The 22918-nt window shown below is 69.6% G+C and carries 27 protein-coding genes; 22 read left to right on the forward strand and 5 right to left on the reverse strand.

Annotated features, from left to right (window positions below; translation table 11 throughout):
* The first annotated feature begins 34 nt into the window (after positions 1 to 34).
* The 5 genes from AC3EO7_RS24010 to hisH all read left to right on the forward strand — a co-directional run bounded on the left by AC3EO7_RS24010 (position 35) and on the right by hisH (position 4498).
* Positions 35 to 637: a maleylpyruvate isomerase family mycothiol-dependent enzyme gene (locus tag AC3EO7_RS24010; protein WP_435592445.1), complete on the forward strand. Its 603-nt coding sequence runs from the start codon at positions 35 to 37 to the stop codon at positions 635 to 637.
* A gap of 108 nt (positions 638 to 745) precedes the next feature.
* Positions 746 to 2083: a histidinol dehydrogenase gene (gene hisD, locus AC3EO7_RS24015; protein WP_357410261.1), complete on the forward strand. Its 1338-nt coding sequence runs from the start codon at positions 746 to 748 to the stop codon at positions 2081 to 2083.
* Entirely contained in the window at positions 2080 to 3213 is a 1134-nt protein-coding gene (locus tag AC3EO7_RS24020) for a histidinol-phosphate transaminase (protein ID WP_435592446.1), read from the forward strand. The genes hisD and AC3EO7_RS24020 overlap by 4 nt, the downstream gene beginning before the upstream one ends.
* A gap of 20 nt (positions 3214 to 3233) precedes the next feature.
* On the forward strand, positions 3234 to 3866 hold the full coding sequence (gene hisB / locus AC3EO7_RS24025; protein WP_431970666.1) for an imidazoleglycerol-phosphate dehydratase HisB: 633 nt from the start codon (positions 3234 to 3236) through the stop codon (positions 3864 to 3866).
* Positions 3863 to 4498, forward strand: coding sequence for an imidazole glycerol phosphate synthase subunit HisH (hisH, locus tag AC3EO7_RS24030; RefSeq protein WP_355004130.1), 636 nt, complete (start codon positions 3863 to 3865; stop codon positions 4496 to 4498). Before hisB ends, hisH begins: the two co-directional genes overlap by 4 nt.
* A 162-nt stretch (positions 4499 to 4660) precedes the next feature.
* Here the strand turns inward: hisH and AC3EO7_RS24035 are convergent, their stop codons facing one another.
* Positions 4661 to 5182, reverse strand: a complete 522-nt coding sequence (locus AC3EO7_RS24035; RefSeq protein ID WP_431970667.1) for a nuclear transport factor 2 family protein — start codon at positions 5180 to 5182, stop codon at positions 4661 to 4663.
* Positions 5183 to 5283: 101 nt separating this feature from the next.
* Between AC3EO7_RS24035 and AC3EO7_RS24040 the strand changes: the two genes are divergently transcribed.
* The 6 genes from AC3EO7_RS24040 (at position 5284) to hisI (ending at position 8845) form a co-directional block, all read left to right on the forward strand.
* Positions 5284 to 5736: a MarR family winged helix-turn-helix transcriptional regulator gene (locus tag AC3EO7_RS24040; protein WP_431970668.1), complete on the forward strand. Its 453-nt coding sequence runs from the start codon at positions 5284 to 5286 to the stop codon at positions 5734 to 5736.
* Between the two features lie 63 nt (positions 5737 to 5799).
* Entirely contained in the window at positions 5800 to 6531 is a 732-nt protein-coding gene (priA, locus tag AC3EO7_RS24045; protein ID WP_431970669.1) for a bifunctional 1-(5-phosphoribosyl)-5-((5-phosphoribosylamino)methylideneamino)imidazole-4-carboxamide isomerase/phosphoribosylanthranilate isomerase PriA, read from the forward strand.
* 11 nt (positions 6532 to 6542) lie between these two features.
* Positions 6543 to 7370 carry an inositol monophosphatase family protein gene (locus AC3EO7_RS24050; protein ID WP_435592447.1) on the forward strand — a complete coding sequence of 276 codons (828 nt, stop codon included), beginning with the start codon at positions 6543 to 6545 and terminating at the stop codon, positions 7368 to 7370.
* Between the two features lie 4 nt (positions 7371 to 7374).
* Positions 7375 to 8148 (forward strand): imidazole glycerol phosphate synthase subunit HisF, encoded by a 774-nt coding sequence (hisF, locus tag AC3EO7_RS24055; RefSeq protein ID WP_431970671.1) that lies wholly within the window; start codon positions 7375 to 7377, stop codon positions 8146 to 8148.
* Positions 8149 to 8238: 90 nt separating this feature from the next.
* The gene (locus AC3EO7_RS24060) at positions 8239 to 8493 is read left to right on the forward strand and encodes a hypothetical protein (RefSeq protein ID WP_431970672.1); all 255 of its coding nucleotides are present in this window, start codon (positions 8239 to 8241) and stop codon (positions 8491 to 8493) included.
* A gap of 7 nt (positions 8494 to 8500) precedes the next feature.
* Entirely contained in the window at positions 8501 to 8845 is a 345-nt protein-coding gene (hisI, locus tag AC3EO7_RS24065) for a phosphoribosyl-AMP cyclohydrolase (RefSeq protein ID WP_431970673.1), read from the forward strand.
* 90 nt (positions 8846 to 8935) lie between these two features.
* On the opposite strand, the gene AC3EO7_RS24070 is transcribed toward hisI, so the two are convergent.
* The 3 genes from AC3EO7_RS24070 to AC3EO7_RS24080 all read right to left on the reverse strand — a co-directional run bounded on the left by AC3EO7_RS24070 (position 8936) and on the right by AC3EO7_RS24080 (position 10742).
* On the reverse strand, positions 8936 to 9385 hold the full coding sequence (locus AC3EO7_RS24070) for a MarR family winged helix-turn-helix transcriptional regulator (protein WP_431970820.1): 450 nt from the start codon (positions 9383 to 9385) through the stop codon (positions 8936 to 8938).
* 202 nt (positions 9386 to 9587) lie between these two features.
* On the reverse strand, positions 9588 to 10184 hold the full coding sequence (locus tag AC3EO7_RS24075) for a permease (RefSeq protein ID WP_431970674.1): 597 nt from the start codon (positions 10182 to 10184) through the stop codon (positions 9588 to 9590).
* Between the two features lie 96 nt (positions 10185 to 10280).
* Positions 10281 to 10742, reverse strand: a complete 462-nt coding sequence (locus tag AC3EO7_RS24080) for a peroxiredoxin (protein ID WP_435592448.1) — start codon at positions 10740 to 10742, stop codon at positions 10281 to 10283.
* Positions 10743 to 10875: 133 nt separating this feature from the next.
* Between AC3EO7_RS24080 and AC3EO7_RS24085 the strand changes: the two genes are divergently transcribed.
* From AC3EO7_RS24085 to AC3EO7_RS24135, 11 genes are all read left to right on the forward strand, one after another.
* Positions 10876 to 12435: an anthranilate synthase component I gene (locus AC3EO7_RS24085; protein ID WP_431970676.1), complete on the forward strand. Its 1560-nt coding sequence runs from the start codon at positions 10876 to 10878 to the stop codon at positions 12433 to 12435.
* Positions 12432 to 13283, forward strand: a complete 852-nt coding sequence (locus AC3EO7_RS24090; protein WP_431970677.1) for a TIGR02234 family membrane protein — start codon at positions 12432 to 12434, stop codon at positions 13281 to 13283. Before AC3EO7_RS24085 ends, AC3EO7_RS24090 begins: the two co-directional genes overlap by 4 nt.
* A 183-nt stretch (positions 13284 to 13466) precedes the next feature.
* Positions 13467 to 14285: an indole-3-glycerol phosphate synthase TrpC gene (trpC, locus tag AC3EO7_RS24095; RefSeq protein WP_431970678.1), complete on the forward strand. Its 819-nt coding sequence runs from the start codon at positions 13467 to 13469 to the stop codon at positions 14283 to 14285.
* Positions 14285 to 15547: a tryptophan synthase subunit beta gene (trpB, locus tag AC3EO7_RS24100; RefSeq protein WP_435592449.1), complete on the forward strand. Its 1263-nt coding sequence runs from the start codon at positions 14285 to 14287 to the stop codon at positions 15545 to 15547. Before trpC ends, trpB begins: the two co-directional genes overlap by 1 nt.
* A complete protein-coding gene (gene trpA / locus AC3EO7_RS24105; RefSeq protein WP_435592450.1) occupies positions 15544 to 16344 on the forward strand; it encodes a tryptophan synthase subunit alpha in 801 nt (266 codons plus the stop codon). Before trpB ends, trpA begins: the two co-directional genes overlap by 4 nt.
* Before the next feature lie 76 nt (positions 16345 to 16420).
* Positions 16421 to 17656 (forward strand): prolipoprotein diacylglyceryl transferase, encoded by a 1236-nt coding sequence (gene lgt, locus AC3EO7_RS24110; protein ID WP_435592451.1) that lies wholly within the window; start codon positions 16421 to 16423, stop codon positions 17654 to 17656.
* Positions 17657 to 17885: 229 nt separating this feature from the next.
* Positions 17886 to 18347: a TM2 domain-containing protein gene (locus tag AC3EO7_RS24115; RefSeq protein WP_357459972.1), complete on the forward strand. Its 462-nt coding sequence runs from the start codon at positions 17886 to 17888 to the stop codon at positions 18345 to 18347.
* A 169-nt stretch (positions 18348 to 18516) separates the two neighbouring features.
* The gene (locus AC3EO7_RS24120; protein WP_435592452.1) at positions 18517 to 19272 is read left to right on the forward strand and encodes an amino acid ABC transporter substrate-binding protein; all 756 of its coding nucleotides are present in this window, start codon (positions 18517 to 18519) and stop codon (positions 19270 to 19272) included.
* Positions 19273 to 19278: 6 nt separating this feature from the next.
* The gene (locus tag AC3EO7_RS24125; RefSeq protein WP_431970682.1) at positions 19279 to 19947 is read left to right on the forward strand and encodes an amino acid ABC transporter permease; all 669 of its coding nucleotides are present in this window, start codon (positions 19279 to 19281) and stop codon (positions 19945 to 19947) included.
* Positions 19948 to 20017: 70 nt separating this feature from the next.
* The gene (pyk, locus tag AC3EO7_RS24130) at positions 20018 to 21439 is read left to right on the forward strand and encodes a pyruvate kinase (protein WP_431970683.1); all 1422 of its coding nucleotides are present in this window, start codon (positions 20018 to 20020) and stop codon (positions 21437 to 21439) included.
* 94 nt (positions 21440 to 21533) lie between these two features.
* Complete coding sequence (locus tag AC3EO7_RS24135) at positions 21534 to 22346, forward strand: acyl-CoA thioesterase (RefSeq protein WP_431970822.1); 813 nt, start codon at positions 21534 to 21536, stop codon at positions 22344 to 22346.
* A gap of 48 nt (positions 22347 to 22394) precedes the next feature.
* Here the strand turns inward: AC3EO7_RS24135 and AC3EO7_RS24140 are convergent, their stop codons facing one another.
* Positions 22395 to 22802, reverse strand: coding sequence for a hypothetical protein (locus AC3EO7_RS24140; RefSeq protein WP_431970684.1), 408 nt, complete (start codon positions 22800 to 22802; stop codon positions 22395 to 22397).
* Positions 22803 to 22918: the final 116 nt, after the last annotated feature.

Below are 22918 nucleotides of genomic sequence, written 5' to 3' on the forward strand. Positions count from 1 at the left end.
GCCACGGCTACGGTGCCGCCGTTAGTCTTTCGTCATGGAGATCAGGGGGATGCTGGCCGCGGAACGCGCCGATCTCGTCGAGTTGCTGCGCGACCTGCGCGCGGAGGACTGGGAGACGCCGTCGCTGTGCGCGGGGTGGTCGGTCCGTGATGTGGTCGGGCATCTGCTGTACGACACGATCGCCCCGCTGGCCTACGGTGGCGTCGTCGTCCGGTGCGGGTTCTCCATCGATCGGGTGAACGGCCGACTGGTCGACAAGGCGCGGGCGCTGTCCACCGCCCAGCTGATCGACATGTTCGAGAACGCCGCCGGGACGTTGTCGCGATTCGGCCCCGCCCTGGTGCTGGCCGACCTGTTCGTGCACCAGCAGGACATTCGCCGCCCGCTCGGCCGCCCCCGCACGATCCCGGCCGACCGGTTGCGCCGCGCGCTCGAACACCCCGACCCGTTCGTTCGTCCGGGACACCGCAGCAACGGACTGCGGCTCGTGGCCACGGACCTGGACTGGGCCGGTGGCAGCGGGCCGGAGGTGCGCGGTCGCGCCGAGGCGCTGGCGCTCGCCGTCGTCGGACGCACGCAGGTGCTCGACGAACTCGAAGGGGAGGGAGTCGCCGAGCTGCGCCGCCGCTGCGGGTGATCACTGGACCGTCCGCGTGTGCGGGAAGAAGACGTCCGGCGGCGTCCACTAGGCTGGTAGCGGCAACTTTCCTGTTGTGACCAGCTGGAGACAAGGATCGACACCGACATGACATCCCGCATCGAGCTCGCCCGCGTCGATTTGCGCGGTCGTACTCCTTCCGCTGCCGAGCTGCGCTCCGCGCTGCCGCGCGGGGGAGTCGACGTGGACTCGGTGCTGCATCAGGTGCGGCCGGTGGTGGAGGCGGTCCGGGAACATGGTGTCTCGGCGGCGCTCGAGTTCGGCGAGCGGTTCGACGGTGTGATTCCCGCGACCGTGCGCGTCCCCGCCGCCGAACTGGTGAAGGCGCTCGACGAGCTGGACCCCGCGGTGCGCGCCGCGCTGGAGGAGTCGATCGCGCGGGCCCGCGCGGTGCACGCCGATCAGCGCCGCACCGACACCACCACCCAGGTGGTGCCCGGCGGCACCGTCACCGAACGCTGGGTGCCCGTGGAGCGGGTCGGGCTGTACGTGCCCGGCGGCAACGCCGTCTACCCGTCCAGCGTGGTGATGAACGTGGTGCCCGCCCAGACCGCGGGCGTCGGTTCGCTGGTGGTGGCCTCGCCGCCGCAGGCCCAGTTCGGCGGGCTGCCGCACCCGACCATCCTGGCGGCCGCGCAGCTGCTCGGCGTCGAGGAGGTGTGGGCGGTCGGCGGCGCGCAGGCTGTCGCGCTGCTCACCTATGGCGGCGTCGACACCGACGGCGCGGAGCTCGAGCCGGTGGACCTGATCACCGGTCCCGGCAACATCTACGTGACCGCCGCCAAGCGGCTGTGCCGCGGCCTGGTCGGCATCGACGCCGAGGCCGGTCCCACCGAGATCGCCATCCTGGCCGACGCCACCGCCGATCCGGCGCACGTGGCGGCCGACCTGATCAGCCAGGCCGAGCACGACGTGCTCGCGGCCAGCGTGCTCGTCACCGACAGCGCCGAGCTGGCCGACGCGGTGGACGCCGCGCTGAGCGCCCAGATGACCGTGGTCAAGCACGCGCACCGGGTGCGAGAGGCGTTGACCGGCAAGCAGTCCGGCACCGTCCTCGTCGACGACATCGAGCAGGGCCTGCGCGTGGTGAACGCCTACGCGGCCGAGCACCTGGAGATCCAGACCGCCGACGCGGCCGCGGTCGCGGGCCGGGTGCGCAGCGCGGGCGCGGTGTTCGTCGGGCCGTACGCGCCGGTCAGCCTCGGCGACTACTGCGCGGGCTCGAATCACGTGCTGCCCACCGCGGGCTGCGCGCGCCACTCCTCCGGTCTGAGCGTGCAGACCTTCCTGCGCGGCATCCACGTCGTCGAGTACACCGAGGCGGCGCTGAAGGATGTGGCCGGGCACGTGGTCGCGCTCGCCAACGCCGAGGATCTGCCCGCGCACGGCCAGGCCGTCACGGTGCGATTCGAGACGCTGTCATGACCGGTCAGCTCACCGCGCCCGGGTCGTCCATCGGGCTGGACGACCTGCCGCTGCGCGAGAATCTGCGCGGCAAGAAGCCTTACGGCGCACCGCAATTGAACGTTCCGGTGCAGCTGAACACCAACGAGAACCCGCATCCGCCGAGCCGCGCGCTCGTCGACGACGTCGCCGAGTCCATTCGCGCCGCCGCCGCCGACCTGCACCGCTACCCGGACCGTGACGCGGTGGCGTTGCGCACCGACCTGGCGGCCTACCTCAGCCGCCAGACCGGGGTCGCGGTCGACACCGCGAACGTCTGGGCCGCCAACGGTTCCAACGAGATCCTGCAGCAGCTGTTACAGGCCTTCGGCGGACCCGGCCGCAGCGCACTGGGTTTCGTGCCCTCCTACTCGATGCACCCGATCATCTCCGAGGGCATCGACACCGAGTGGGTCGAGGCCGAGCGCAATGCCGATTTCTCGCTCGACATCGACTACGCGCTGGCGGCGATCGCCGAACGCAAGCCGGACGTGGTCTTCGTGACCAGCCCGAACAACCCCACCGGACACAGCATCCCGCAGGACGACCTGGTCCGGATCCTCGACGCGGCGCCCGGCATCGTGGTGGTCGACGAGGCGTACGGCGAATTCTCCGCGGCGCCGAGCGCGATCGCGCTGATCGACCGGTTCCCGGCCAAGCTGGTGGTGAGCCGCACCATGAGCAAGGCGTTCGCCTTCGCCGGTGGCCGCCTCGGCTACCTGGTCGCCGCGCCCGCGGTGATCGACGCCATGTTGCTGGTGCGGCTGCCCTACCACCTGTCGGTGGTCACCCAGGCCGCCGCGCGCGCGGCCCTGCGGCACGCGGACGAAACCCTCGGCAGCGTCGCGGAATTGGCGGCCCAGCGCGACCGGGTCGCGTCCGCGTTGCGCGAGATGGGCTTCGACGTGGTGCCGAGCGACGCCAACTTCGTGCTGTTCGGCCGGTTCGCCGACGCCGCGCACGCCTGGCAGCGGTACCTGGACCGCGGCGTGCTCATCCGCGACGTCGGCATTCCCGGCTATCTGCGCGCGACCATCGGCTTGGCCGCCGAGAACGACGAGTTCCTGCGCGTCAGCAGGGAATTGGTCGGCACCGAGCTCACGCCCCGATGAACCCCGTGGAGGAAGCACCGATGAACAGGACCGCGCGGGTCGAGCGCATCACCAAGGAATCCAGCATCGTCGTCGAACTGGATCTGGACGGCACCGGCAAGACCGAGATCTCCACCGGCGTCCCGTTCTACGACCACATGCTCACCGCGCTGGGCGCGCACGCCAGCTTCGACCTGACCGTGCGCGCCGAGGGCGATATCGAGATCGAGGCGCACCACACGGTGGAGGACACCGCCATCGTGTTCGGGCAGGCGCTCGGCAAGGCGCTGGGCGACAAGTCCGGCATCCGGCGCTTCGGCGACGCCTTCATCCCGATGGACGAGACCCTCGCGCACGCGGCGGTCGACGTGTCGGGGCGGCCGTACTGCGTGCACACCGGCGAACCGGAACACCTGCTGCACGCGGTGATTCCGGGCAGTCCCGTGCGCGGCCGCTCGGAACCGGGCGCGCCGTATTCGACCGTGCTCAACCGGCACGTCTTCGAGTCGATCGCGCTCAACGCCCGCATTGCGCTGCATGTGCGGGTGCTCTACGGCCGCGATCAGCACCACATCACCGAGGCCGAGTTCAAGGCCGTGGCGCGGGCGCTGCGGGCCGCCGTCGAACTCGACCCCCGGGTGAGCGGCGTGCCGTCGACGAAGGGAACGCTGTGACAACGAAATCCGTCGCCCTGCTCGACTACGGCTCCGGCAACCTGCACTCCGCCGAGCGGGCGCTGGTCCGGGCTGGGGCGCGCGTCGAGGTGACCGCCGACCCGCAGATCGCGCTGGCCGCAGACGGTCTCGTGGTGCCCGGTGTCGGGGCGTTCGCGGCCTGCATGGCGGGACTGCGCGAAGTGCGTGGCGAGCGCATCATCGGCCAGCGCCTGGCGGGTGGTCGTCCGGTGCTCGGCATCTGCGTCGGCATGCAGATCCTGTTCGAGCGCGGCGTCGAGTTCGGCGTGGAGACCGACGGGTGCGCCGAATGGCCCGGCGTGGTGGAGCGGTTGTCCGCGCCGGTGCTGCCGCACATGGGCTGGAACACCGTGTCGGCCCCGTCCGACAGCGTGCTGTTCAAGGGCATGGACGCAGACACCCGGTTCTACTTCGTCCACTCCTACGCCGCACAGACCTGGGATCTCCCCCCGAGCGAGCACTTCGCCTCCCCGAAGCTCACCTGGGCCGAGCACGGCGTCCCGTTCCTCGCCGCGGTCGAGAACGGCGCCCTGTCCGCCACCCAGTTCCACCCGGAGAAGTCCGGCGACGCGGGCGCCCACCTCCTGCGCAACTGGATCGACTCCCTCTGAACCACGCCCGGCCGATCGGACCGCGTGCCCTCCGGCATGCGGTCCGATCGGCGCTGGGCGTGCAATTCTCAGCGAAACCCCGGCCTGTCGACTTCCCGGCCACCATTTCTCTCCGTCGATAGTCGAACGGTGGTCGAGCCAGATCGACGGTAGTCGAATGGCCTAGAAGCGAGTGCCGATCGCCCACTGCGGTGTGCTCTGGACCCGGGAGAGCCTCCACCCCTCCGCAGTCCGCACAGCGTCGAACTGGTAGATCTCGCCGAGCGTGTATTTCGGCTCGGTGAGCGTGCCCTCGACCACCGGCGCGAAGGTGGCCAGCAGGTTGGCGCGTACGGCGGCGGCGTCGCCGCGCAGGTCGACGATCACGTTGCTGATGAAGTGCTGAATCTTCTTGTCGGCGGAGTGACTTCGCCCGGCCTGCGCGATCATCGCGGCGACGCCCTGTGCGGTGCCGCCGGGCGTGGTGGCGCTGGCGTCGGCGGTGTAGATCTCCCGGAAGTCCTCGAAGGTCCCGTCGTCCAGGGTGCGGCCGAGGCGGTCGACCAGCGCGCTGATCTGGTTGCGGTCCACCAGTTCTCGGATTTCCCGCCGCTCGACGTCGTCGGCGGCGGCGGTGGACGAGCAAGCGGCCAGCGCCGCGATCGGCAGCAGGGCGAGCGGGAGGACGAGGCGGATCTTCTTCATGGCGATGGCCTTTCGAACTATATGTTGGTCTCTCCAACGTTGGTGAAGCCAACGATAACAAACGTGGGTCGCGCCAACAAGTGGGTTGCTAGATTGGTGCCATGGAGATCGCGCACGACGGCGCCGCGGGCAGGCTGCGCGCACTGCCCACCCGGCTGATCAACCAGGTGGCCCTGGTGGCCGACCGGGCGACGGAACGGGCACTGGAGGACACCGGATCGCGCAGGCACCACTACGCCCTGCTCGCGACGCTGCGCGAGTTCGGTCCCGCGAGCCAAGCCGATCTCGGCCGCCGCACCCGCATCGACCGCAGCGACATCGTCGCGGCCCTCAACGACCTGGCCGACCGCGGTTTCGTGGAACGCAGCCCCGACCCGGGCGATCGCCGCCGCAACATCGTCACCCTCACCCGCCCCGGCGCGCGCCATCTCGACGATCTGGACGTGCGCCTGGACACCGCCCAGGACGAGCTGCTCGCCGCGCTCTCCGCCGCCGAGCGCCGCCAGCTGGTCGGTCTGCTCGCTCGCATACTGGATGATCACTCGCGATCCTGACCCGCACCGCGTTTCCGCAGGCCGGAGGTGGGGCGCGGGGAGCGGGCGACTATGCTGCTCGGAGTGAGTCTTGTGCTACTACCTGCCGTCGATGTCGCCAATGGAGAGGCCGTGCGCCTGGTGCAGGGGGAGGCGGGCAGTGAGACCAGCTACGGCTCGCCTCGCGACGCCGCACTGGCTTGGCAGGAGGCGGGCGCCGAGTGGGTGCACCTGGTCGATCTGGACGCGGCGTTCGGCCGCGGCTCCAACCGTGAACTGCTCGCCGAGGTGATCGGCGAACTCGACGTGCAGGTCGAGCTGTCCGGCGGCATCCGTGACGACGACTCCCTCGAGGCGGCGCTTGCCACCGGCTGCGCCCGCGTCAACCTGGGCACCGCCGCGATGGAGGACCCGGTGTGGTGCGCCCGCGCCATCGCCAAGCACGGCGAGCGCATCGCGGTCGGCCTCGACGTGCGCATCATCGACGGCGAACACCGGCTGCGCGGCCGCGGTTGGGTCAGCGACGGCGGCGACCTGTGGGAGGTGCTCGAGCGTCTGGAGCGCGACGGCTGCTCGCGCTACGTGGTCACCGACGTCACCAAGGACGGCACGCTGACCGGCCCGAACCTGGACCTGCTTCGTGACGTGTGCGCGGCCACCGACGCGCCGGTGATCGCCTCCGGTGGCGTGTCCACCGTCGAGGACCTGGTCGCCATCTCCGGACTGGTTCCCGAGGGCGTCGAGGGCGCGATCGTCGGCAAGGCGCTGTACGCGGGCCGGTTCACCCTGCCCGAGGCGCTGGCCGCGGTGCGCTGATACCGAAACCGATGGCTGCCAACCCGATCGCAGAGCTTCCCGAGCTGCTCGCCGTCGCGAGCGAGATCCTCGACGACGCCAGTGCGCGTTTCGTCGAGGGTCTCGGCGCGCCGAGCGCGGTCACCAAGGGCCGCAACGATTTCGCCACCGAACTCGACTTGGAGCTGGAACGCACCATCTCCGAGGGCCTGGCCTCGCGCACCGGAATCGAGGTGCACGGCGAGGAATTCGGCGGTCCGCAGCTCACCTCGGGCACGGCGTGGGTGCTCGACCCGATCGACGGCACCTTCAACTACTCCTCGGGTCATCCGCTCTCGGGCATGCTGCTCGCGCTGGTGCGCGACGGCGAACCGGTGCTCGGACTGACCTGGTTGCCGATCCTCGGCCAGCGCTACGCCGCGGTGCGCGGCGGGCCGGTGCTGCTCAACGGCAAACCGCTGGCGCCGCTGCCGCCCGCGAAACTGGCCGACTCGATGATCGGATTCGGCGCGTTCAACGTCGATTCCGCGGGCCGCATCCCCGGCCGCTTCCGATTCGATCTGCTCGGTCCGCTGAGCAGGCTCTCCTCCCGGGTGCGGATGCACGGGTCCACCGGCATCGACCTGGCCTTCACCGCCGCCGGGGTGCTGGGCGGCGCGATCGTGTTCGGCCACCATGCGTGGGACAACGCGGCGGGTGTCGCGCTGGTCCGCGCCGCGGGCGGCGTGGTGACCGACCTGGCGGGCGAGCCGTGGACCATCACCTCCGGGTCGGTGCTCGCGGCGGCGCCGGGGGTGCACGAAGAACTGCTCGAGATGATCTGCACGGTCGCCGATCCGTCGACCGCCGAGGAAGGATGAGCCGATGACGTTGGCCGTACGCGTGATTCCGTGTCTCGACGTGGACGCGGGCCGGGTGGTCAAGGGCGTCAACTTCGAGAACCTGCGCGACGCGGGCGATCCCGTCGAGCTGGCCGCGACCTACGACGCCCAGGGCGCCGACGAACTGACGTTCCTCGACGTCACCGCCTCCACCGGCGACCGCGGCACCATGATCGACGTGGTGACCCGCACCGCCGAGCAGATCTTCATCCCGCTCACCGTCGGCGGCGGCGTGCGCACCGTCGAGGACGTGGACCGGCTGCTGCGCGCGGGCGCGGACAAGGTCTCGGTGAACACCGCGGCGATCGCCCGTCCCGAGGTGCTGCGGGAGATGTCCGAGCGATTCGGTTCGCAGTGCATCGTGCTCTCGGTGGACGCGAGGACCGTGCCCGACGGCGAGCCCGACACCACCTCCGGCTGGGAGGTCACCACGCACGGCGGCAAGCGGGGCACCGGCATCGACGCCATCGAATGGGCGATGCGCGGCGCCGAATTGGGCGTCGGCGAGATCCTGTTGAACTCGATGGACGCCGACGGCACCAAGACCGGTTTCGACCTGCCGATGATCCGCGCGGTCCGGGCCGCCGTCTCGGTTCCCGTGATCGCCAGCGGCGGCGCCGGGGCCGTCGAGCACTTCGCCCCCGCGGTGCAGGCGGGCGCCGACGCCGTGCTCGCGGCGAGCGTCTTCCACTTCGGCGACCTCACCATCGGACAGGTCAAGGATGCCATGCGCGCGGAGAACATCGTCGTTCGCTGATTCCGCGGCCACGCCGATCGGGTGCTGGCGGGAATCGGCCGGGCCGGAATCGCCTCGCGGCCGCGTGGGTTGGCCGAGCCATGAGCATCGGTGTGGCACGACGACATTCCGTCCTATCGGCGGATCGTCGAACTGTCCGGGGCGCGGCGTGCGGCGGATCTGGTCGTCATCGGCGACGAGGCCGTGATCGCTTCGCGCGTCGCGGAATACTTCGACGCAGGCGCGACCGACGTGATCTTCACGCAGACGGATCTGACCACGCCGGAGGACCAGCGGCGCACCTGGGAGGTCCTCGGAGCGCTGCGCCGCACGCGCCGGACCGACGCGGCGACGGCCCTGTTATAACGGTGGCATGACACTCGACCCCGCCATCGCCGCCCGTCTCAAGCGCAACGACGCGGGTCTGGTGGCCGCCGTCGCGCAGGAACGCGGCACCGGCGATGTGCTGATGGTCGCCTGGATGGACGACGAAGCCCTGGCCCGCACGCTGGAATCCCGCAAGGCGACCTACTATTCGCGCTCGCGGCAGCAGTACTGGGTCAAGGGCGAGACCTCCGGCCACACCCAGTACGTGCACGAGGTGCGGCTGGATTGCGACGGCGACACCGTGCTGCTCGTCGTGGACCAGGAGGGCGCGGCGTGCCACACCGGGACCCACACCTGCTTCGATTCCGACCTGCTGCTCGGCGAACCCTGAACGACGCTGCCGGACGTAGTCCGTCCGAAGACCGCGCATGGCCGGAGCGAAGGCGGAGGTACGCCCTGATCGGCACGGCCGGACGCGCGCTCAGTCGCTCGACCGGTCGCCTCGCGCGGCGCCGTCGACGCTCGGCGCGAGCCGGCTCACCGCCTCGGGGAGGCGCTGGGCGAGGATCTCGCTGAGGTCGGCCAGTTGGTCCTTCTGGGTGGCGTCCAGTTCGTCGAACACCAAGCGCCGCACCGCGTCCAGATATCCCGGCGCCGCCTCGACGACCTTGAGGTAACCGTCGTCGGTGAGCACCGCCTGCACGCCGCGCCGGCCCACCGTTGCCGAGCGCTGGGCCCAGCCCAGCCGCTCCAGCTTCGACACCACGTGCGACAAGCGTGATAGCGATGCATTTGCTTTGTGGGCAAGCTCACTCATTTGGAGTCGATGCCCCGGTTCCTCGGAAAGCAAGGTCAAAACCCAGTACTCGAAATGCGTGACCCCGGATTCACGCTGCAATTGGGTGTCCAAGGCGCTCGGCAGCCGCGTCATCAGCGCCACGACCGCACGCCATGCCCGTTGTTCCACGGGATCCAGCCACTTCGTCACTATGCGCCTTCTTTCGAGCCAAGTGACGTGGGTAGTTAGGGAGCCTATTGATCAGTGAAAAAGCAAATTCACAGTCACTCGCGTGCAACGAGTTTGCCACGACTTCGCTCGGCGGTCATACGGATCCTCGATGTCGTGAGTTCATTCACAAATGGTGGTGGCGTGTCGATGTCGTGTCCCGCGCGGCGGGCGTCGGGGCGGCGGCGGGTGGCGCGGAGGCGATCTGCTGGGCGGCCTTCTTGCGGCGCATCTGTCGGCGCACCACGAAGAACACCACACCGGAGAAGACCAGCGCCGCAATGATCGCGCCGGCGAGACAGGCGCCGCGGAACGCAGGCGCGTCCACGTCGAGGACGCGCTCGCCCGCGTGCGCGGCGCTGCTGTTGCCGAGCACGATGGACAGCGTCATCAGATTCGGTATCGCCAGCAGCACGGCAAGTACCACCGCGGCGCCCGCCAGGAACTTGCCCGCCCGTTTGCGCCACATCAGCACCGCGAAAAGCAACAGCAACAGCGGAACGATGGTGCACACCGCGCCGAAGAAGAATCCCCAGCCGATGCCCTTGCTGAAGCTGCCGCTCACCATTTCGGCGATCCGCTGCGCCCACCAGCGCGGAATGAACGCGGCCAGGACCAGATAGGTGACGAAGAGGACCACGACGAGCACCACGCCGCCGATGATCCGATTGCGCCAGACTGTCGCGCTGGATTTGCCGTCCGGCCGAACCTCGCTCGAAGTCATGGTTTCAGCGTAGGTCGACCGGACGGTCTCGGTACCGCAGCGCGGTCGGCGTTTCGCCTCGTCAGCGCTTCCCGACGAGGCGGAGCGGGGTTTCGCCTAGCGGACCCGTTCGCGCAGGAAGCTCAGCGCCTCGTCGGCGTGCGCGTTGGCCCGCAACTCGCTGGCGATCACCGCGAGCACGGTGCGGTCGGTGTCGATGACAAAGGTCTGCCGCTTCACCGGCGCGAGCTTGCCGAGCAGGCCGCGCTTGACCCCGAACTGCGCGGCGACCGCGCCGTCGGTGTCGGAGAGCAGCGGATAACCGAGGCCCTGTTTGGCGGCGAAACCCGCCTGGGTGTCCACCGCGTCGGTGCTGATGCCGACGCAGGAGGCGCCGAGCGCGGCGAACTCCGCGGACAGGTCCCGGAAGTGGCAGGCCTCGGCGGTGCATATCGGGGTGTTCGCACCCGGGTAGAAGAACAGCACCAGTGGTCCGTCGGCGAGCAACTCGTCGAGGGAGCGGAGGGTGCCGGACTGGTCGGGGCGCTCGAACTGCGGGGCGCTCTGGCCTTTCTGCATAGCAGGGACAGTACCGGGCGTACTGGACGCTCGGTACCGTCCGATCGGACGCTGCGCGCTTGCCGACCGGGCCCGAGGCGGCCTTGCACCGGGCCGGGCGCAGCGCGGGTGTCCGCCCTGGGATGATGGAGTAATGCCTGGCGCGTCCACTCCCACCACCACGACCCGCGAACAGTTCCATCTGCTCGCCGCGGAGCATCGGGTGGTCCCCGTGACCCGAAAGGTGCTGGCGGACTCCGAAACTCCGCTGTCGGCCTATCGCAAGCTGGCCGCCGATCGGGCTGGCACCTTCTTGTTCGAGTCCGCCGAGACCGGACGGTCCTGGTCGCGCTGGTCGTTCATCGGCGCGGGCAGCCCGTCGGCGCTCACCGTGGTCGACGGCGAGGCGGCGTGGCTCGGCCACATCCCCGTAGACGCCCCGTCGGGCGGCGATCCGCTGGTCGCGCTGCGCGAGACGTTGCAGCTGCTGCAGACCGAGCGGTTGCCGGGCCTGCCGCCCCTCACCGGCGGCATGGTCGGTTATCTCGGCTACGACGCGGTGCGCCGGATCGAGCGCCTGCCCTCCTCGGCCGTCGACGATCTCCAGCTGCCCGAGATGGTGCTGCTGCTCGCGACCGATCTGGCCGCCTTCGATCACCACGAGGGCGCCATCACGCTGATCGCCAACGCCGTGAACTGGAACGGCACGTCCGACCGCGTCGACGAGGCCTACGACGACGCGGTCGCCCGCCTGGACCGGATGACCGAAGCGCTGGCCGCTCCTGCCGCGTCCACCGTCTCGGTCTTCGACCAGCCCGAGCCGCAGTACCGCAGGCAGCGCACCTCCGACGAGTTCGGCGCCGGCGTACGCAGGCTGGTCAAGGAGATCGAGGCGGGCGAGGCGTTCCAGGTCGTGCTCTCCCAGCGGTTCGAGATGGACTATCGCGGCGAGGCGATCGACCTGTACCGGATGCTGCGGGCCTCCAACCCGAGCCCGTACATGTACCTGATCCACGTCCCCGACGGCGAGGGCGGCACGGCCTTCTCGATCGTCGGCTCCAGCCCGGAATCGCTGGTGACCGTGAAGGAAGGCGTGGCCACCACGCACCCGATCGCGGGCACCCGCTGGCGCGGCGCCACCGAGGAGGACGACCTGCTGCTGGAGAAGGGGCTGCTGGCCGACGAGAAGGAAAACGCCGAGCACCTGATGCTCGTCGACCTCGGCCGCAACGACCTCGGGCGGGTCTGCCAGCCGGGCACGGTGCGCGTCACCGAGTACCGGCACATCGAGCGCTACAGCCATGTCATGCACCTGGTGTCCACGGTGTCGGGACGGCTGAAGCCGGGCAAGGTCGCCTTGGACGCGGTGAGCGCGTGCTTCCCCGCGGGGACCCTGTCGGGCGCGCCGAAGGTCCGGGCGATGGAGCTCATCGAGGAACTGGAGCAGACCCGGCGCGGCGTCTACGGCGGCGTCGTGGGCTACCTCGACTTCGCGGGCGACGCCGACACCGCGATCGCCATTCGCACCGCCCTGCTCAAGGACGGCATCGCCTACGTCCAAGCGGGCGCGGGCGTGGTCGCCGATTCCGATCCGGACTACGAGGACGTGGAATCGCGCAACAAGGCGATGGCGGTGCTGAAGGCCGTCGCCGCCGCCCAGACCGTGCGCGCCTACGGCGCCGACCTATCGGCGGATCCGGGCGGCGTCCGATGACCGGCGCGGAATCGGAACGAGATCAGCGCGCCTCGGCGGAGACCGGCGAGTCCCCGGCCGCCGAGGCGGTCGCGCCCGTTCGCCGCGCCGAGGGGCGCAGGTATCCGATCGGGGCCATCGTGCTGCTGGCGCTGGCCGCGGCGCTGATGTGGGGCTCCTCGCGACTGACCTGGGTGACGGTGTCGTCCTCGGACGGACTCACCGAACCGCGCACCGACGAACTGAACGGCGGCGTCTGGTTCGGCGCGCTCACCCCGCTGGCGCTGGTGCTGCTGGCGGCCATCGCCGCGCTGCTGGCCACCAAGGGATGGCTGCGGCGGATGGTCGGCGTGCTAGTCACGCTCGTCGCGGCGGTGACCGCGGTGCCCGCCTTCGCGCTGCTCACCGGTCAGGGCGCGACCGAGGAACGCGCCGCCGCGCTGGCCGAGCTGCCGGGCCGCGCCACGGTCACCGAGGTGACCACCGCGCCGTTGCCCGCGGTCCTCACGATGGCCGCGGCACTCGCCGCGTTCGCGGCGGGCGTGTTGCTGGCGCGGATGCCGAGGGAGTCGGGCAGGCTCTCCGGCAAGTACGAGAGCCCGGTGGTGCGCCGCGAGGCCGCCACCGAGGAAGTGACCAAACAACGCGCCGCGGACACCTCGGGGCAACTCTCGGAACGGGTGCTGTGGGACGCGCTGGACGCGGGTACCGACCCGACCGACGACACGCCGGGCGCGGTATCGAATTCCCATAATGGCAGGGTGCCGGATTCGCGGAACGGCACGAGGCCTGCCGCGGGCGACGGAGCCGAGCCCGATTCCGGCGAGTCGAACTCACATGACCGGGCGGTGGACGGTGGTGCGGGCTGACGTGACCGCCCGCACCGCGCCCCGTGGGTTCCCCGCGCGGCGTGACCGCCGGTCGGCCGCTGAGCTGAACCCCGGCCGCAAGACAAGAGGTACAGCCATTTATTCTTTGTCAGCATCGGTGAGACAGCGCCTGGGGGGATTCTCAGGCAGCAAGTCCGTCTCCCCAGAAAGGATTCGAGCCAGATGACGGTACTCGACTCGATTCTCGACGGGGTCCGCGCGGATGTGGCCGCTCGGGAAGCCCTGGTGGACTTCCCGGCCATCAAGGCCGCAGCCGCCGCAGCGCCCGCCCCGCTCGACGCGCGCGCCGCGCTCCTGGAAGACGGCATCGGCGTCATCGCCGAGGTCAAGCGGGCCAGCCCGTCCAAGGGACCGCTGGCCGACATCCCGGACCCCGCGAGCCTGGCCAAGGCCTACGAGGACGGCGGCGCCCGCATCATCAGCGTGCTCACCGAGGGACGCCGCTTCGGCGGTTCGCTCGACGACCTGGACGCGGTGCGCGCCACCGTGAACATCCCGATCCTGCGCAAGGACTTCGTGGTCGGTCCCTACCAGATCCACGAGGCGCGCGCGCACGGCGCCGACGTCATCCTGCTGATCGTCGCCGCGCTCGAACAGGACGTGCTGTCCGCGCTCATCGACCGCACCGAATCGCTCGGCATGACCGCGCTGGTCGAGGTGCACACCGAGGAGGAGGCCGACCGCGCGCTGTCCGCGGGCGCGTCGGTGATCGGCGTGAACGCCCGCAACCTCAAGACGCTCGAGGTGGACCGCGACGTGTTCGCCCGCATCGCCCCCGGCCTGCCCACCGAGGTCATCCGGATCGCCGAGTCCGGCATCCGCGGCACCGCCGACCTGCTGGCCTACGCCGGCGCGGGCGCGGACGCGGTCCTGGTCGGCGAGGGTCTGGTGACCAGCGGCGACCCGCGCGCCGCGGTGTCCGAGCTGGTGACCGCCGGCACCCACCCGTCCTGCCCCAAGCCGGCTCGGCGGGGCCGGTGATGGCGGTGAACGCGCTACCCCAGGCCAGTGCGGGCGTCGCTCACCCGAGCGCGCACGAACCGGATCTCGGCGGTCACTTCGGCGTCTACGGCGGCAGGCACGTGCCGGAGGCGCTGATGGCGGTGATCGAGGAGGTCACCGCCGAGTACGAGAAGTGCCGCGCCGACCACACCTTCCTCGACGAGCTGGACCGGTTGCAGCGCGACTACACCGGACGCCCGTCGCCGCTGTTCGAGTGCAAGCGGCTCGCCGAGCACGCGGGCGGCGCCCGCATCCTGCTCAAGCGCGAGGACCTGAACCACACCGGCTCGCACAAGATCAACAACGTGCTCGGCCAAGCGCTGCTCGCCAAGCGGATGGGCAAGACCCGCGTCATCGCGGAGACCGGCGCCGGCCAGCACGGCGTCGCCACCGCCACCGCGTGCGCGCTGCTCGGTCTCGACTGCGTGATCTACATGGGCGCGGTCGACACCGCCCGCCAGGCGCTGAACGTGGCCCGCATGCGGCTGCTCGGCGCCGAGGTCATCTCGGTGACCACCGGTTCGCAGACGCTCAAGGACGCCATCAACGAGGCGCTGCGCGACTGGGTCACCAACGCCGAGCAGACCTACTACTGCTTCGGCACCGCGGCGGGCCCGCACCCGTTCCCGCTCATGGTGCGCGACCTCCAGCGCGTCGTCGGCCTCGAGGCGCGCCAGCAGGTGCAGGAGCTGACTGGCAGGCTGCCCGACGCGGTGACCGCCTGCGTCGGCGGCGGCTCCAACGCGATCGGCATCTTCCACGCCTTCCTCGATGATCCGGCCGTCCGGCTGATCGGCTACGAGGCGGCGGGCGACGGCGTCGACACCGGCAGGCACGCCGCGACGTTCACCGGCGGCACGCCGGGCGCGTTCCAGGGCGCCTACTCGTACCTGTTGCAGGACGAGGACGGCCAGACCATCGAATCGCACTCGATCTCCGCGGGCCTGGACTACCCGGGCGTCGGTCCCGAGCACGCCTACCTCAAGGACATCGGCCGCGCCGAGTACCTGCCGATCACCGACACCGAGGCCATGGACGCGCTGCTGCTGCTCAGCCGCGCCGAAGGCATCATCCCGGCGATCGAGTCCGCGCACGCCGTGGCGGGCGCGCTGACGCTGGGCGAGGAACTCGGCCCCGGCGCGATCATCCTGGTCAACCTGTCCGGCCGCGGCGACAAGGACATGGACACCGCGGCCCGCTGGTTCGGGCTGTTCGACGTACCGCAGGAGACCGAGTCGTGAGCCAGCAGTCCCGCCTCGCCAACACCTTCGCCGCGGCGCGCGCGGAGAACAGGGCCGCGCTGATCGGCTACCTGCCCGCGGGCTACCCCGATCTGGCCGGTTCCATCGAGGTGTGCCGCGCGATGGTCGAATCCGGTTGCGACATCATCGAGGTCGGCGTCGCCTACTCCGATCCGGTGATGGACGGCCCGACCATCCAGGCCGCCGCCGAGCAGGCGCTGCGTGGCGGCGTGCGGGTGCGTGACGTGTTCACGGTGGTCGAGGCGATCGCCGAGGCGGGCGGCAAGGCCGTGGTGATGAGCTACTGGAACCCGGTGCTCCAGTACGGCGTCGACCGCTTCGCGCGCGACCTGGCCGCTGCCGGCGGCGCGGGCATCATCACCCCGAACCTCATTCCGGAGGAGGCCGACGACTGGTTCGTCGCCTCGGCCGCGCACGATCTGGACCGCATCTTCCTCGTCGCGCCGTCCTCCACCGAAGAGCGCTTGGTGAAGACGCTCGAGGCGTCCCGCGGTTTCATCTACGCGTCCTCGACCATGGGCGTCACCGGCGCGCGCGACGTGGTGTCGGCCGCGGCGCCCGCGCTGTGCGCCCGCATCCGTGCTCATTCCGACATACCGATCGGCGTCGGTCTCGGCGTCCGCAACGGCGTCCAGGCCGCCGAGATCGCGAGTTACTCCGACGGCGTGATCGTAGGTTCGGCGCTGGTCACCGCCGCGGCGCACGGGTTGGACGCGGTGCGCGCGCTGACAAGGGAACTCGCCGAAGGCGTGCGCTCGGCGACCGTCGTCTCGTAGCACCTCCCGGCGTCGGAAGGCGCTGTCGGGCGGAGTCCGTCAAGAGCGCGCGAGTGCCCTCGGCTACGGTGGCCCCGTGACGTTACGAAGCGATGTGCTGGCCTATATCCCCAGCCCCCCGCAAGGCGTGTGGCAACTCGGGCCGATCCCGCTGCGGGCCTACGCCCTGTGCATCATCCTCGGCATCGTCGTCGCCATCTGGTGGGGCGAGCGGCGCTGGCAGGAGCGCGGCGGTCAAGCGGGCACGGTGCTGGATGTCGCCATGTTCGCGGTGCCGTTCGGTCTGATCGGCGGTCGCCTCTACCACGTGGCGACGGACTGGAAGAAGTACTTCGGCGCGGGCGCCAACCCGATCGAGGCGCTCTACATCTGGCAGGGCGGCCTCGGCATCTGGGGCGCGGTGTTCCTCGGCGGCATCGGCGCCTGGATCGGCTGCCGCGTGTACAAAGTCCCGCTGCCCGCCTTCGGCGACGCCATCGCGCCGCCGATCCTGCTCGCCCAGGCGATCGGCCGCCTCGGCAACTACTTCAACCAGGAGCTCTACGGCCGGGAGACCACCGTGCCCTGGGGTCTGGAGATCTACCCGCGGTTCGACTCCAACGGTGATCCCGACCCGATGAACGGCATCTCCAACGGCGTCGTCGAGAAGATCGTGCATCCCACGTTCCTCTACGAGCTGGTCTGGAACCTGGTGGTCGTCGTGCTGCTGGTGCAGATCGACCGGCGCTGGCGGATCGGCCACGGTCGCCTGTTCGCGCTCTACGTGGCGGGTTACAGCTTCGGCCGGTTCTTCGTCGAACTGATGCGCGACGACGAGGCCACCAAGATCGCGGGCATCCGCATCAACTCGTTCACCTCGGCGCTGGTCTTCCTCGCGGCCATCGCCTACTTCGTGTTCGCCACAAAGGGCCGCGAGACCGCCGAGCAATTGCAGCCCGGCGCGATGAAGCGCCCGTGGCCGTGGCAGATCGGCGCACTGCGCGCCGCGGGTGCGTCGACCGCGACCGCGGTGACGCTGGACAAGAGCGAGGTGTCCGCGAAAGACCCGGCGGACGAGGCAGACTCGGCGGACGAGTCGGATCGATCCGAGAAGGCGGCGTCGGAGAAATCCGTCGACGACGATTCCGACAAGGCAGTGACGGTGCCCCCGGAGAAGTCCGCCGCGAGCGCGGGGGAGGAATCCGACACCGCGGAGGCGGAGCCGAAGTCCACGGCGGCGGTGAAAGATTCGCCGGACGCGGACGACGACTCCGCCGAGGAACCTAAGTCCGGCGTAGCGGCCGAGAAGACCACGGCGGACAAGGGCAAGTAGCCGCCGCGCGAAATCGACCGCGCGCGACGGCAACACATCCGCCACCGCGCGCGATAACGATGCGGAGTCCGAAGAATTCCGTTCTTCGGACTCCGCGCCTAGAAGCGCCGGGGCGACAAAACCGGTCGATTGCGGCAAGAATGTCCGGTGATCGTCGCGGGCGTGCCCGTCGAGGCGATCGACGAACCGGGGGCCAGCAATGGGTGCCCACTTGATGAGGAGGACATAAGTGACCGACCCTTACCAGAACAACCAGGGCTTCGGCGGCCCGCAGTACGGCCCGCCGGGTACGGGTCCGGACCTGAACAAGGACGCGTCGGGCCAGCAGCAGTACGGCCAGCCCGCCGACCAGTACGGCCAGCAGCAGTTCGGACAGCAGCCCGGTGGCTACCCGCCCGCGGCGCCGTACGGCCAGCCGCAGCCGCAGGGCTACAACCCGGCCGATCCGGACGCACCGTACGGCCGTGACGCTTTCGGCGTGCCGCTGTCCGACAAGCAGAAGATGATCGCGGGCATTCTGCAGCTGCTGGTCGGCACCCTCGGTATCGGTCGCTTCTACCTGGGCTACACGACCATCGGCATCTTGCAGATCGTGACCTGCGGTGGCTGCGGCATCTGGTCGCTCATCGACGGGATCATGATCCTGACCGGCAAGGTCCCCGACGCCAACGGGCGACCGCTGCGGGACTGACCCACGCTCCGAAGGGCGTCGCCGAACAGGCGGCGCCCTTCGCGTTTTCGCGATGCGATCCTTTCGCGCACGGTGAGCGGAATACTGTGCAGCAGCCCGCAACGGGCGTAATTTTGGCCTGATCTGTGTGTCGTGTGTGGGCATTCTCCGCACCGGAGAGAGGGATTTCGTGCGTCGCAAGCTGTTCTCCGTCGTCATGCTCGCCATCGTCGCCGCCACCGGCCTCACCGCCTGCGGCAGCGGCGACGACCCGAACGTACTGAAAGTCGGCACCGAGGGGACCTACTCGCCGTTCAGCTATCAGGGCGCCGACGGCGCGCTCACCGGCTACGACGTCGAGGTGGTCCGCGCCGTCGCCGAGAAGCTCGGCCGCAAGGTCGAATTCGTGCAGACGCCGTGGGACGCGATCTTCGCAGGCCTGGAATCCAAGCGTTTTGCCTTGGTCGCCAACCAGGTCTCGATCACCGAGGAACGCAAGAACAAGTACGAGCTCTCCCAGCCGTACACCACCTCTGAGGGCGTGATCGTCACTCGCGCCGACAACACCGCCATCAGCTCGCTCGCCGATCTCACGGGCAAGACCTCAGCGCAGTCCGCCACCAGCAACTGGGGCGCGGTCGCCACGGGCGCGGGCGCGAAGGTGGAGGCCGTCGAGGGCTGGGTGCAGGCCATCCAGTTGCTGAAGAACGGCCGCGTCGACTGCACGATCAACGACAACCTGGTGTTCAACGAGTACGCCAAGACCTCGGGCGACAAGTCGGTCAGGATCGCCGCCCAGACCGGCGAGACCAGCAGGATGGGCTTCGCCGCGCGCAAGGGCGATCCGTTGATCGCCGAGGTGAACCGGGCGCTGGACGAGCTGCGCGCCGAGGGCAGGCTGGGGCAGATCTCGGACAAGTACTTCGGCGTCGACGTCAGCAAATAACCGCTCGTGGACGCCGCGACCAGGGAGCTGATCTGGCACAACCTGTGGCCGATGCTGGAGGCCACCGTCACCAAGACCATCCCGCTCACCGCCATCAGCTTCGTGATCGGGCTGGCGCTCGCGCTGTTCGTCGCGCTGGCGCGGATGTCGCCGAGCCGGCTGCTGTCCGCGCCCGCGCGCTTCTACATCTCGATCATCCGCGGCACGCCGCTGCTGGTGCAGCTGTTCATCGTGTTCTACGCGCTGCCGCAGTTCGACATCGTGATCGATCCGTTCCCCGCGGCGGTGATCGCGTTCAGCCTGAACGTCGGCGGCTACGCGGCCGAGGTGGTGCGCGCCGCGATCCTGTCGGTCGCGCACGGGCAGTGGGAGGCGGCGCAGGCGCTCGGCATGTCGTATCCGATGATGCTGCGGCTGATCATCCTGCCGCAGGCCGCGCGGATCGCGGTGCCGCCGCTGTCGAACACGCTCATCTCGCTCGTCAAGGACACCTCGCTGGCCTCGACCATCCTGGTAACCGAACTGTTGCGCACCGCGCAGCTTGCGGCCGCGCCGACCTTCGACTTCTTCGCCCTCTACGGGGTCGCGGCGCTCTACTACTGGGTGATCTGCCTGATCCTCGGCTTCGGTCAGACACGCCTGGAGACGCGCCTTTCCCGCCACGTCGCCCGGTGAGGACCCGTTCACCAAGTCTTCACCGACACCACGACAGGCCCGTACCACTGAGCAGGACTACGCTCTACTCGTGATGCGACGGACGAAGATTGTGTGCACGCTCGGCCCGGCCACTGCCACCGAGGACCGTATCCGCGAACTCGTCGAGAGCGGTATGGACGTAGCTCGCCTGAATTTCAGCCATGGCGAGCACTCCGACCATGCCGAGAACTACAAGAAGGTGCGCCAGGCCTCGGACCACGTCGGCCGAGCGGTTGGCATTCTGGCCGATCTACAGGGTCCCAAGATCCGGCTCGGCCGGTTCATCGAGGGCCGCACGGTGTGGGCGACCGGGGAGGAAGTGCGCATCACCGTCGATGACATCGACGGCACTCACGACCGGGTCTCGACCACGTACAAGGAGCTGTCCAAGGACGCCAAGCCCGGCGACCGCCTGCTCGTCGACGACGGCAAGGTCGGCCTGACGGTCACCAGCGTCGAGGGCAACGACGTGGTCTGCCGGGTGACCGAGGGCGGACCGGTCTCCAACAACAAGGGCGTCTCGCTGCCCGGCATGGACGTGTCGGTGCCCGCGCTCTCCGAGAAGGACATCGAGGACCTGGAGTTCGCGCTGAAGCTGGGCGTGGACTTCATCGCGCTCTCGTTCGTGCGCTCGCCCTCCGACGTCGAGCTGGTGCACGACGTGATGGACCGGATGGGCCGTCGCGTTCCGGTGATCGGCAAGCTGGAGAAGCCCGAGGCCATCGACAACCTCGAGGCGATCGTGCTGGCCTTCGACGCGATCATGGTCGCGCGCGGCGATCTCGGCGTCGAGCTGCCGCTGGAGCAGGTGCCGCTGGTGCAGAAACGGGCCATCCAGATGGCCAGGGAGAACGCCAAGCCGGTCATCGTCGCGACCCAGATGCTGGAGTCGATGATCGAGAACTCGCGCCCGACCCGCGCCGAGGCCTCCGACGTGGCCAACGCGGTGCTCGACGGCGCGGACGCGGTGATGCTGTCCGGTGAGACCTCCGTCGGCGCGTACCCGATCGAGACGGTCCGGACGATGGCCCGCATCGTGCACGCGGTCGAGGCCGAGTCCTCCACCCGGGTGCCGCCGCTGACCCACGTGCCGCGCACCAAGCGCGGCGTCATCTCCTACGCGGCGCGCGACATCGGCGAGCGGCTCAACGCCAAGGCGCTGGTGGCGTTCACCCAGTCCGGCGACACCGTGCGCAGGCTGGCCCGGCTGCACACGCCGCTGCCGCTGCTCGCCTTCACCCCGCTGCCCGAGGTGCGCAGCCAGCTCGCGCTGACCTGGGGCACCGAGACCTTCATCGTCCCGACGGTGAAGACCACCGACGCGATGATCCACCAGGTGGACCAGTCGCTGCTGTCGATGGACCGTTACAAGAAAGGCGACCTGGTCGTCATCGTGGCGGGCTCCCCGCCCGGTACTGTCGGTTCCACCAACCTGATCCACGTGCACCGTATCGGTGAGGAGGACCATTAGCGTGAGTGCTTCGCTAGGCGGCCCCGTCGGCACCCAAGAGCCGACGAAGCGGTCCGATCTGGATGTGCTGCTCGGTCTGCTCGATCTCGAGCAGATGGACACCGACGTCTTCGTCGGCCACCATCCGGAGAAGGTCTGGAGCCGGACCTTCGGTGGACAGCTGGTCGCGCAGGCGATCATGGCGGCCGGTCGCACCGTGGGCGACCGGCCCGTGCACGCCGTGAACGCGCATTTCGTGCGCGGCGGCGATCCGAAACAGCCGATCGAGTACCGGGTGGACCGGCACCGCGACGGCCGCTCCTTCGCCAACCGCACGGTCACCGCCGTGCAGGACGATCAGGAGCTGTTCGTCATGCTGGCCGCCTTCCAGGACTGGGGCAAGGGCCTCGAGCATGCCCACCCTCATCCCGAGGTGCCGGACCCCGAGCAGCTGCCGCGCATCGAGGAGAGCTTCGAAGGCTTGGAGGACAAGCTGGAGATGTTCGTCAACGCGCCGCATCCGATCGACATGCGCTACACCAACGATCCCGCCTGGATCATGAAGGGCACAGGGGAGCGGCTCAACCACAACCGGGTGTGGATGCGCGCCGACGGCACGCTGCCCGACGATCCGCTGATCCACGTCGCGACGCTGGGCTATTCGTCCGATACGACGGTGCTCGACTCGATCATCACCACGCACGGGCTCTCCTGGGGACTGGACCGGATCATCGCGGCCACGGTGAACCACTCCATCTGGTTCCACCGTCCGTTCCGCTTCGACGACTGGGCCCTGTACGCCACCGAGTCCCCGGTCGCCGCGGGCTCGCGCGGCCTGGCCACCGGTCGGTTCTATTCGCGTAGCGGTGAACTCCTCGCCACCACGGTGCAGGAGGGCGTCATCCGCCACTTCCCGTCGCGCGGCTGAACCCCGTCCGCCGACGAAGCGAGCGCCCACGCCGAAACAGCCTGGGCGCTACAGGATCTCCCGCTCGATCTCGAAATCGAAACTGTCCCTGCGCTGCGTGCTGATCGTGCGCGGCACGTCCGGATCATCTATGCCGCAGGATGTTTCGATCATCAGGCGGCGTTCCAGGGCGGCCAGGCCGGGGGCGGTCAGATCGCGCGGCGCACCGACCAGGCTGAGCGCGATCTCGTAGGTGCGGCGCGCGTCCGGCTCCTGGCCGGGATGGTCTACGCGCCATTGGGTTTCGAGCAGAACGTGGGCCGGGTCCTCCGGCTCGACCGGCAACGTGAAACGCCACGCGAAGACGTCGCGGTCGTGCAGGTGGTCGTCCACCACCGCGCGCACCGTCTCGACGACGCGTTCGAGGGTCTCCGGCGTCACATAAACATGAAGCGAAACATCCGAGATTCTCGGCATGTCTGATTCCTGTCTGTGTCGAACCATCAACGGCGAATGCTGTCCGCGGGGAGTGTAATCCCTCGGTGGGCATGGGCGACATAGCCGGGCGCGGTTTGTCCGCCACGTCCCGGTTG

This window comes from Nocardia sp. bgisy118 (assembly GCF_057708605.1).

Bases quoted from the DNA above. Each gene is read 5' to 3' on its own strand.
- AC3EO7_RS24075 (WP_431970674.1), bottom strand. From the start codon at position 10,184: ATGACTTCGAGCGAGGTTCGGCCGGACGGCAAATCCAGCGCGACAGTC.
- AC3EO7_RS24040 (WP_431970668.1), top strand. From the start codon at position 5,284: ATGGAGATCGCGCACGACGGCGCCGCGGGCAGGCTGCGCGCACTGCCC.
- AC3EO7_RS24070 (WP_431970820.1), bottom strand. From the start codon at position 9,385: ATGACGCGGCTGCCGAGCGCCTTGGACACCCAATTGCAGCGTGAATCC.
- trpB (WP_435592449.1), top strand. From the start codon at position 14,285: ATGGCGGTGAACGCGCTACCCCAGGCCAGTGCGGGCGTCGCTCACCCG.
- trpC (WP_431970678.1), top strand. From the start codon at position 13,467: ATGACGGTACTCGACTCGATTCTCGACGGGGTCCGCGCGGATGTGGCC.
- AC3EO7_RS24020 (WP_435592446.1), top strand. From the start codon at position 2,080: ATGACCGGTCAGCTCACCGCGCCCGGGTCGTCCATCGGGCTGGACGAC.
- AC3EO7_RS24135 (WP_431970822.1), top strand. From the start codon at position 21,534: ATGGACACCGACGTCTTCGTCGGCCACCATCCGGAGAAGGTCTGGAGC.
- hisI (WP_431970673.1), top strand. From the start codon at position 8,501: ATGACACTCGACCCCGCCATCGCCGCCCGTCTCAAGCGCAACGACGCG.
- hisD (WP_357410261.1), top strand. From the start codon at position 746: ATGACATCCCGCATCGAGCTCGCCCGCGTCGATTTGCGCGGTCGTACT.
- AC3EO7_RS24090 (WP_431970677.1), top strand. From the start codon at position 12,432: ATGACCGGCGCGGAATCGGAACGAGATCAGCGCGCCTCGGCGGAGACC.
- AC3EO7_RS24010 (WP_435592445.1), top strand. From the start codon at position 35: ATGGAGATCAGGGGGATGCTGGCCGCGGAACGCGCCGATCTCGTCGAG.
- hisB (WP_431970666.1), top strand. From the start codon at position 3,234: ATGAACAGGACCGCGCGGGTCGAGCGCATCACCAAGGAATCCAGCATC.
- hisF (WP_431970671.1), top strand. From the start codon at position 7,375: ATGACGTTGGCCGTACGCGTGATTCCGTGTCTCGACGTGGACGCGGGC.
- AC3EO7_RS24080 (WP_435592448.1), bottom strand. From the start codon at position 10,742: ATGCAGAAAGGCCAGAGCGCCCCGCAGTTCGAGCGCCCCGACCAGTCC.
- AC3EO7_RS24140 (WP_431970684.1), bottom strand. From the start codon at position 22,802: ATGCCGAGAATCTCGGATGTTTCGCTTCATGTTTATGTGACGCCGGAG.
- AC3EO7_RS24035 (WP_431970667.1), bottom strand. From the start codon at position 5,182: ATGAAGAAGATCCGCCTCGTCCTCCCGCTCGCCCTGCTGCCGATCGCG.
- AC3EO7_RS24050 (WP_435592447.1), top strand. From the start codon at position 6,543: ATGGCTGCCAACCCGATCGCAGAGCTTCCCGAGCTGCTCGCCGTCGCG.
- AC3EO7_RS24085 (WP_431970676.1), top strand. From the start codon at position 10,876: ATGCCTGGCGCGTCCACTCCCACCACCACGACCCGCGAACAGTTCCAT.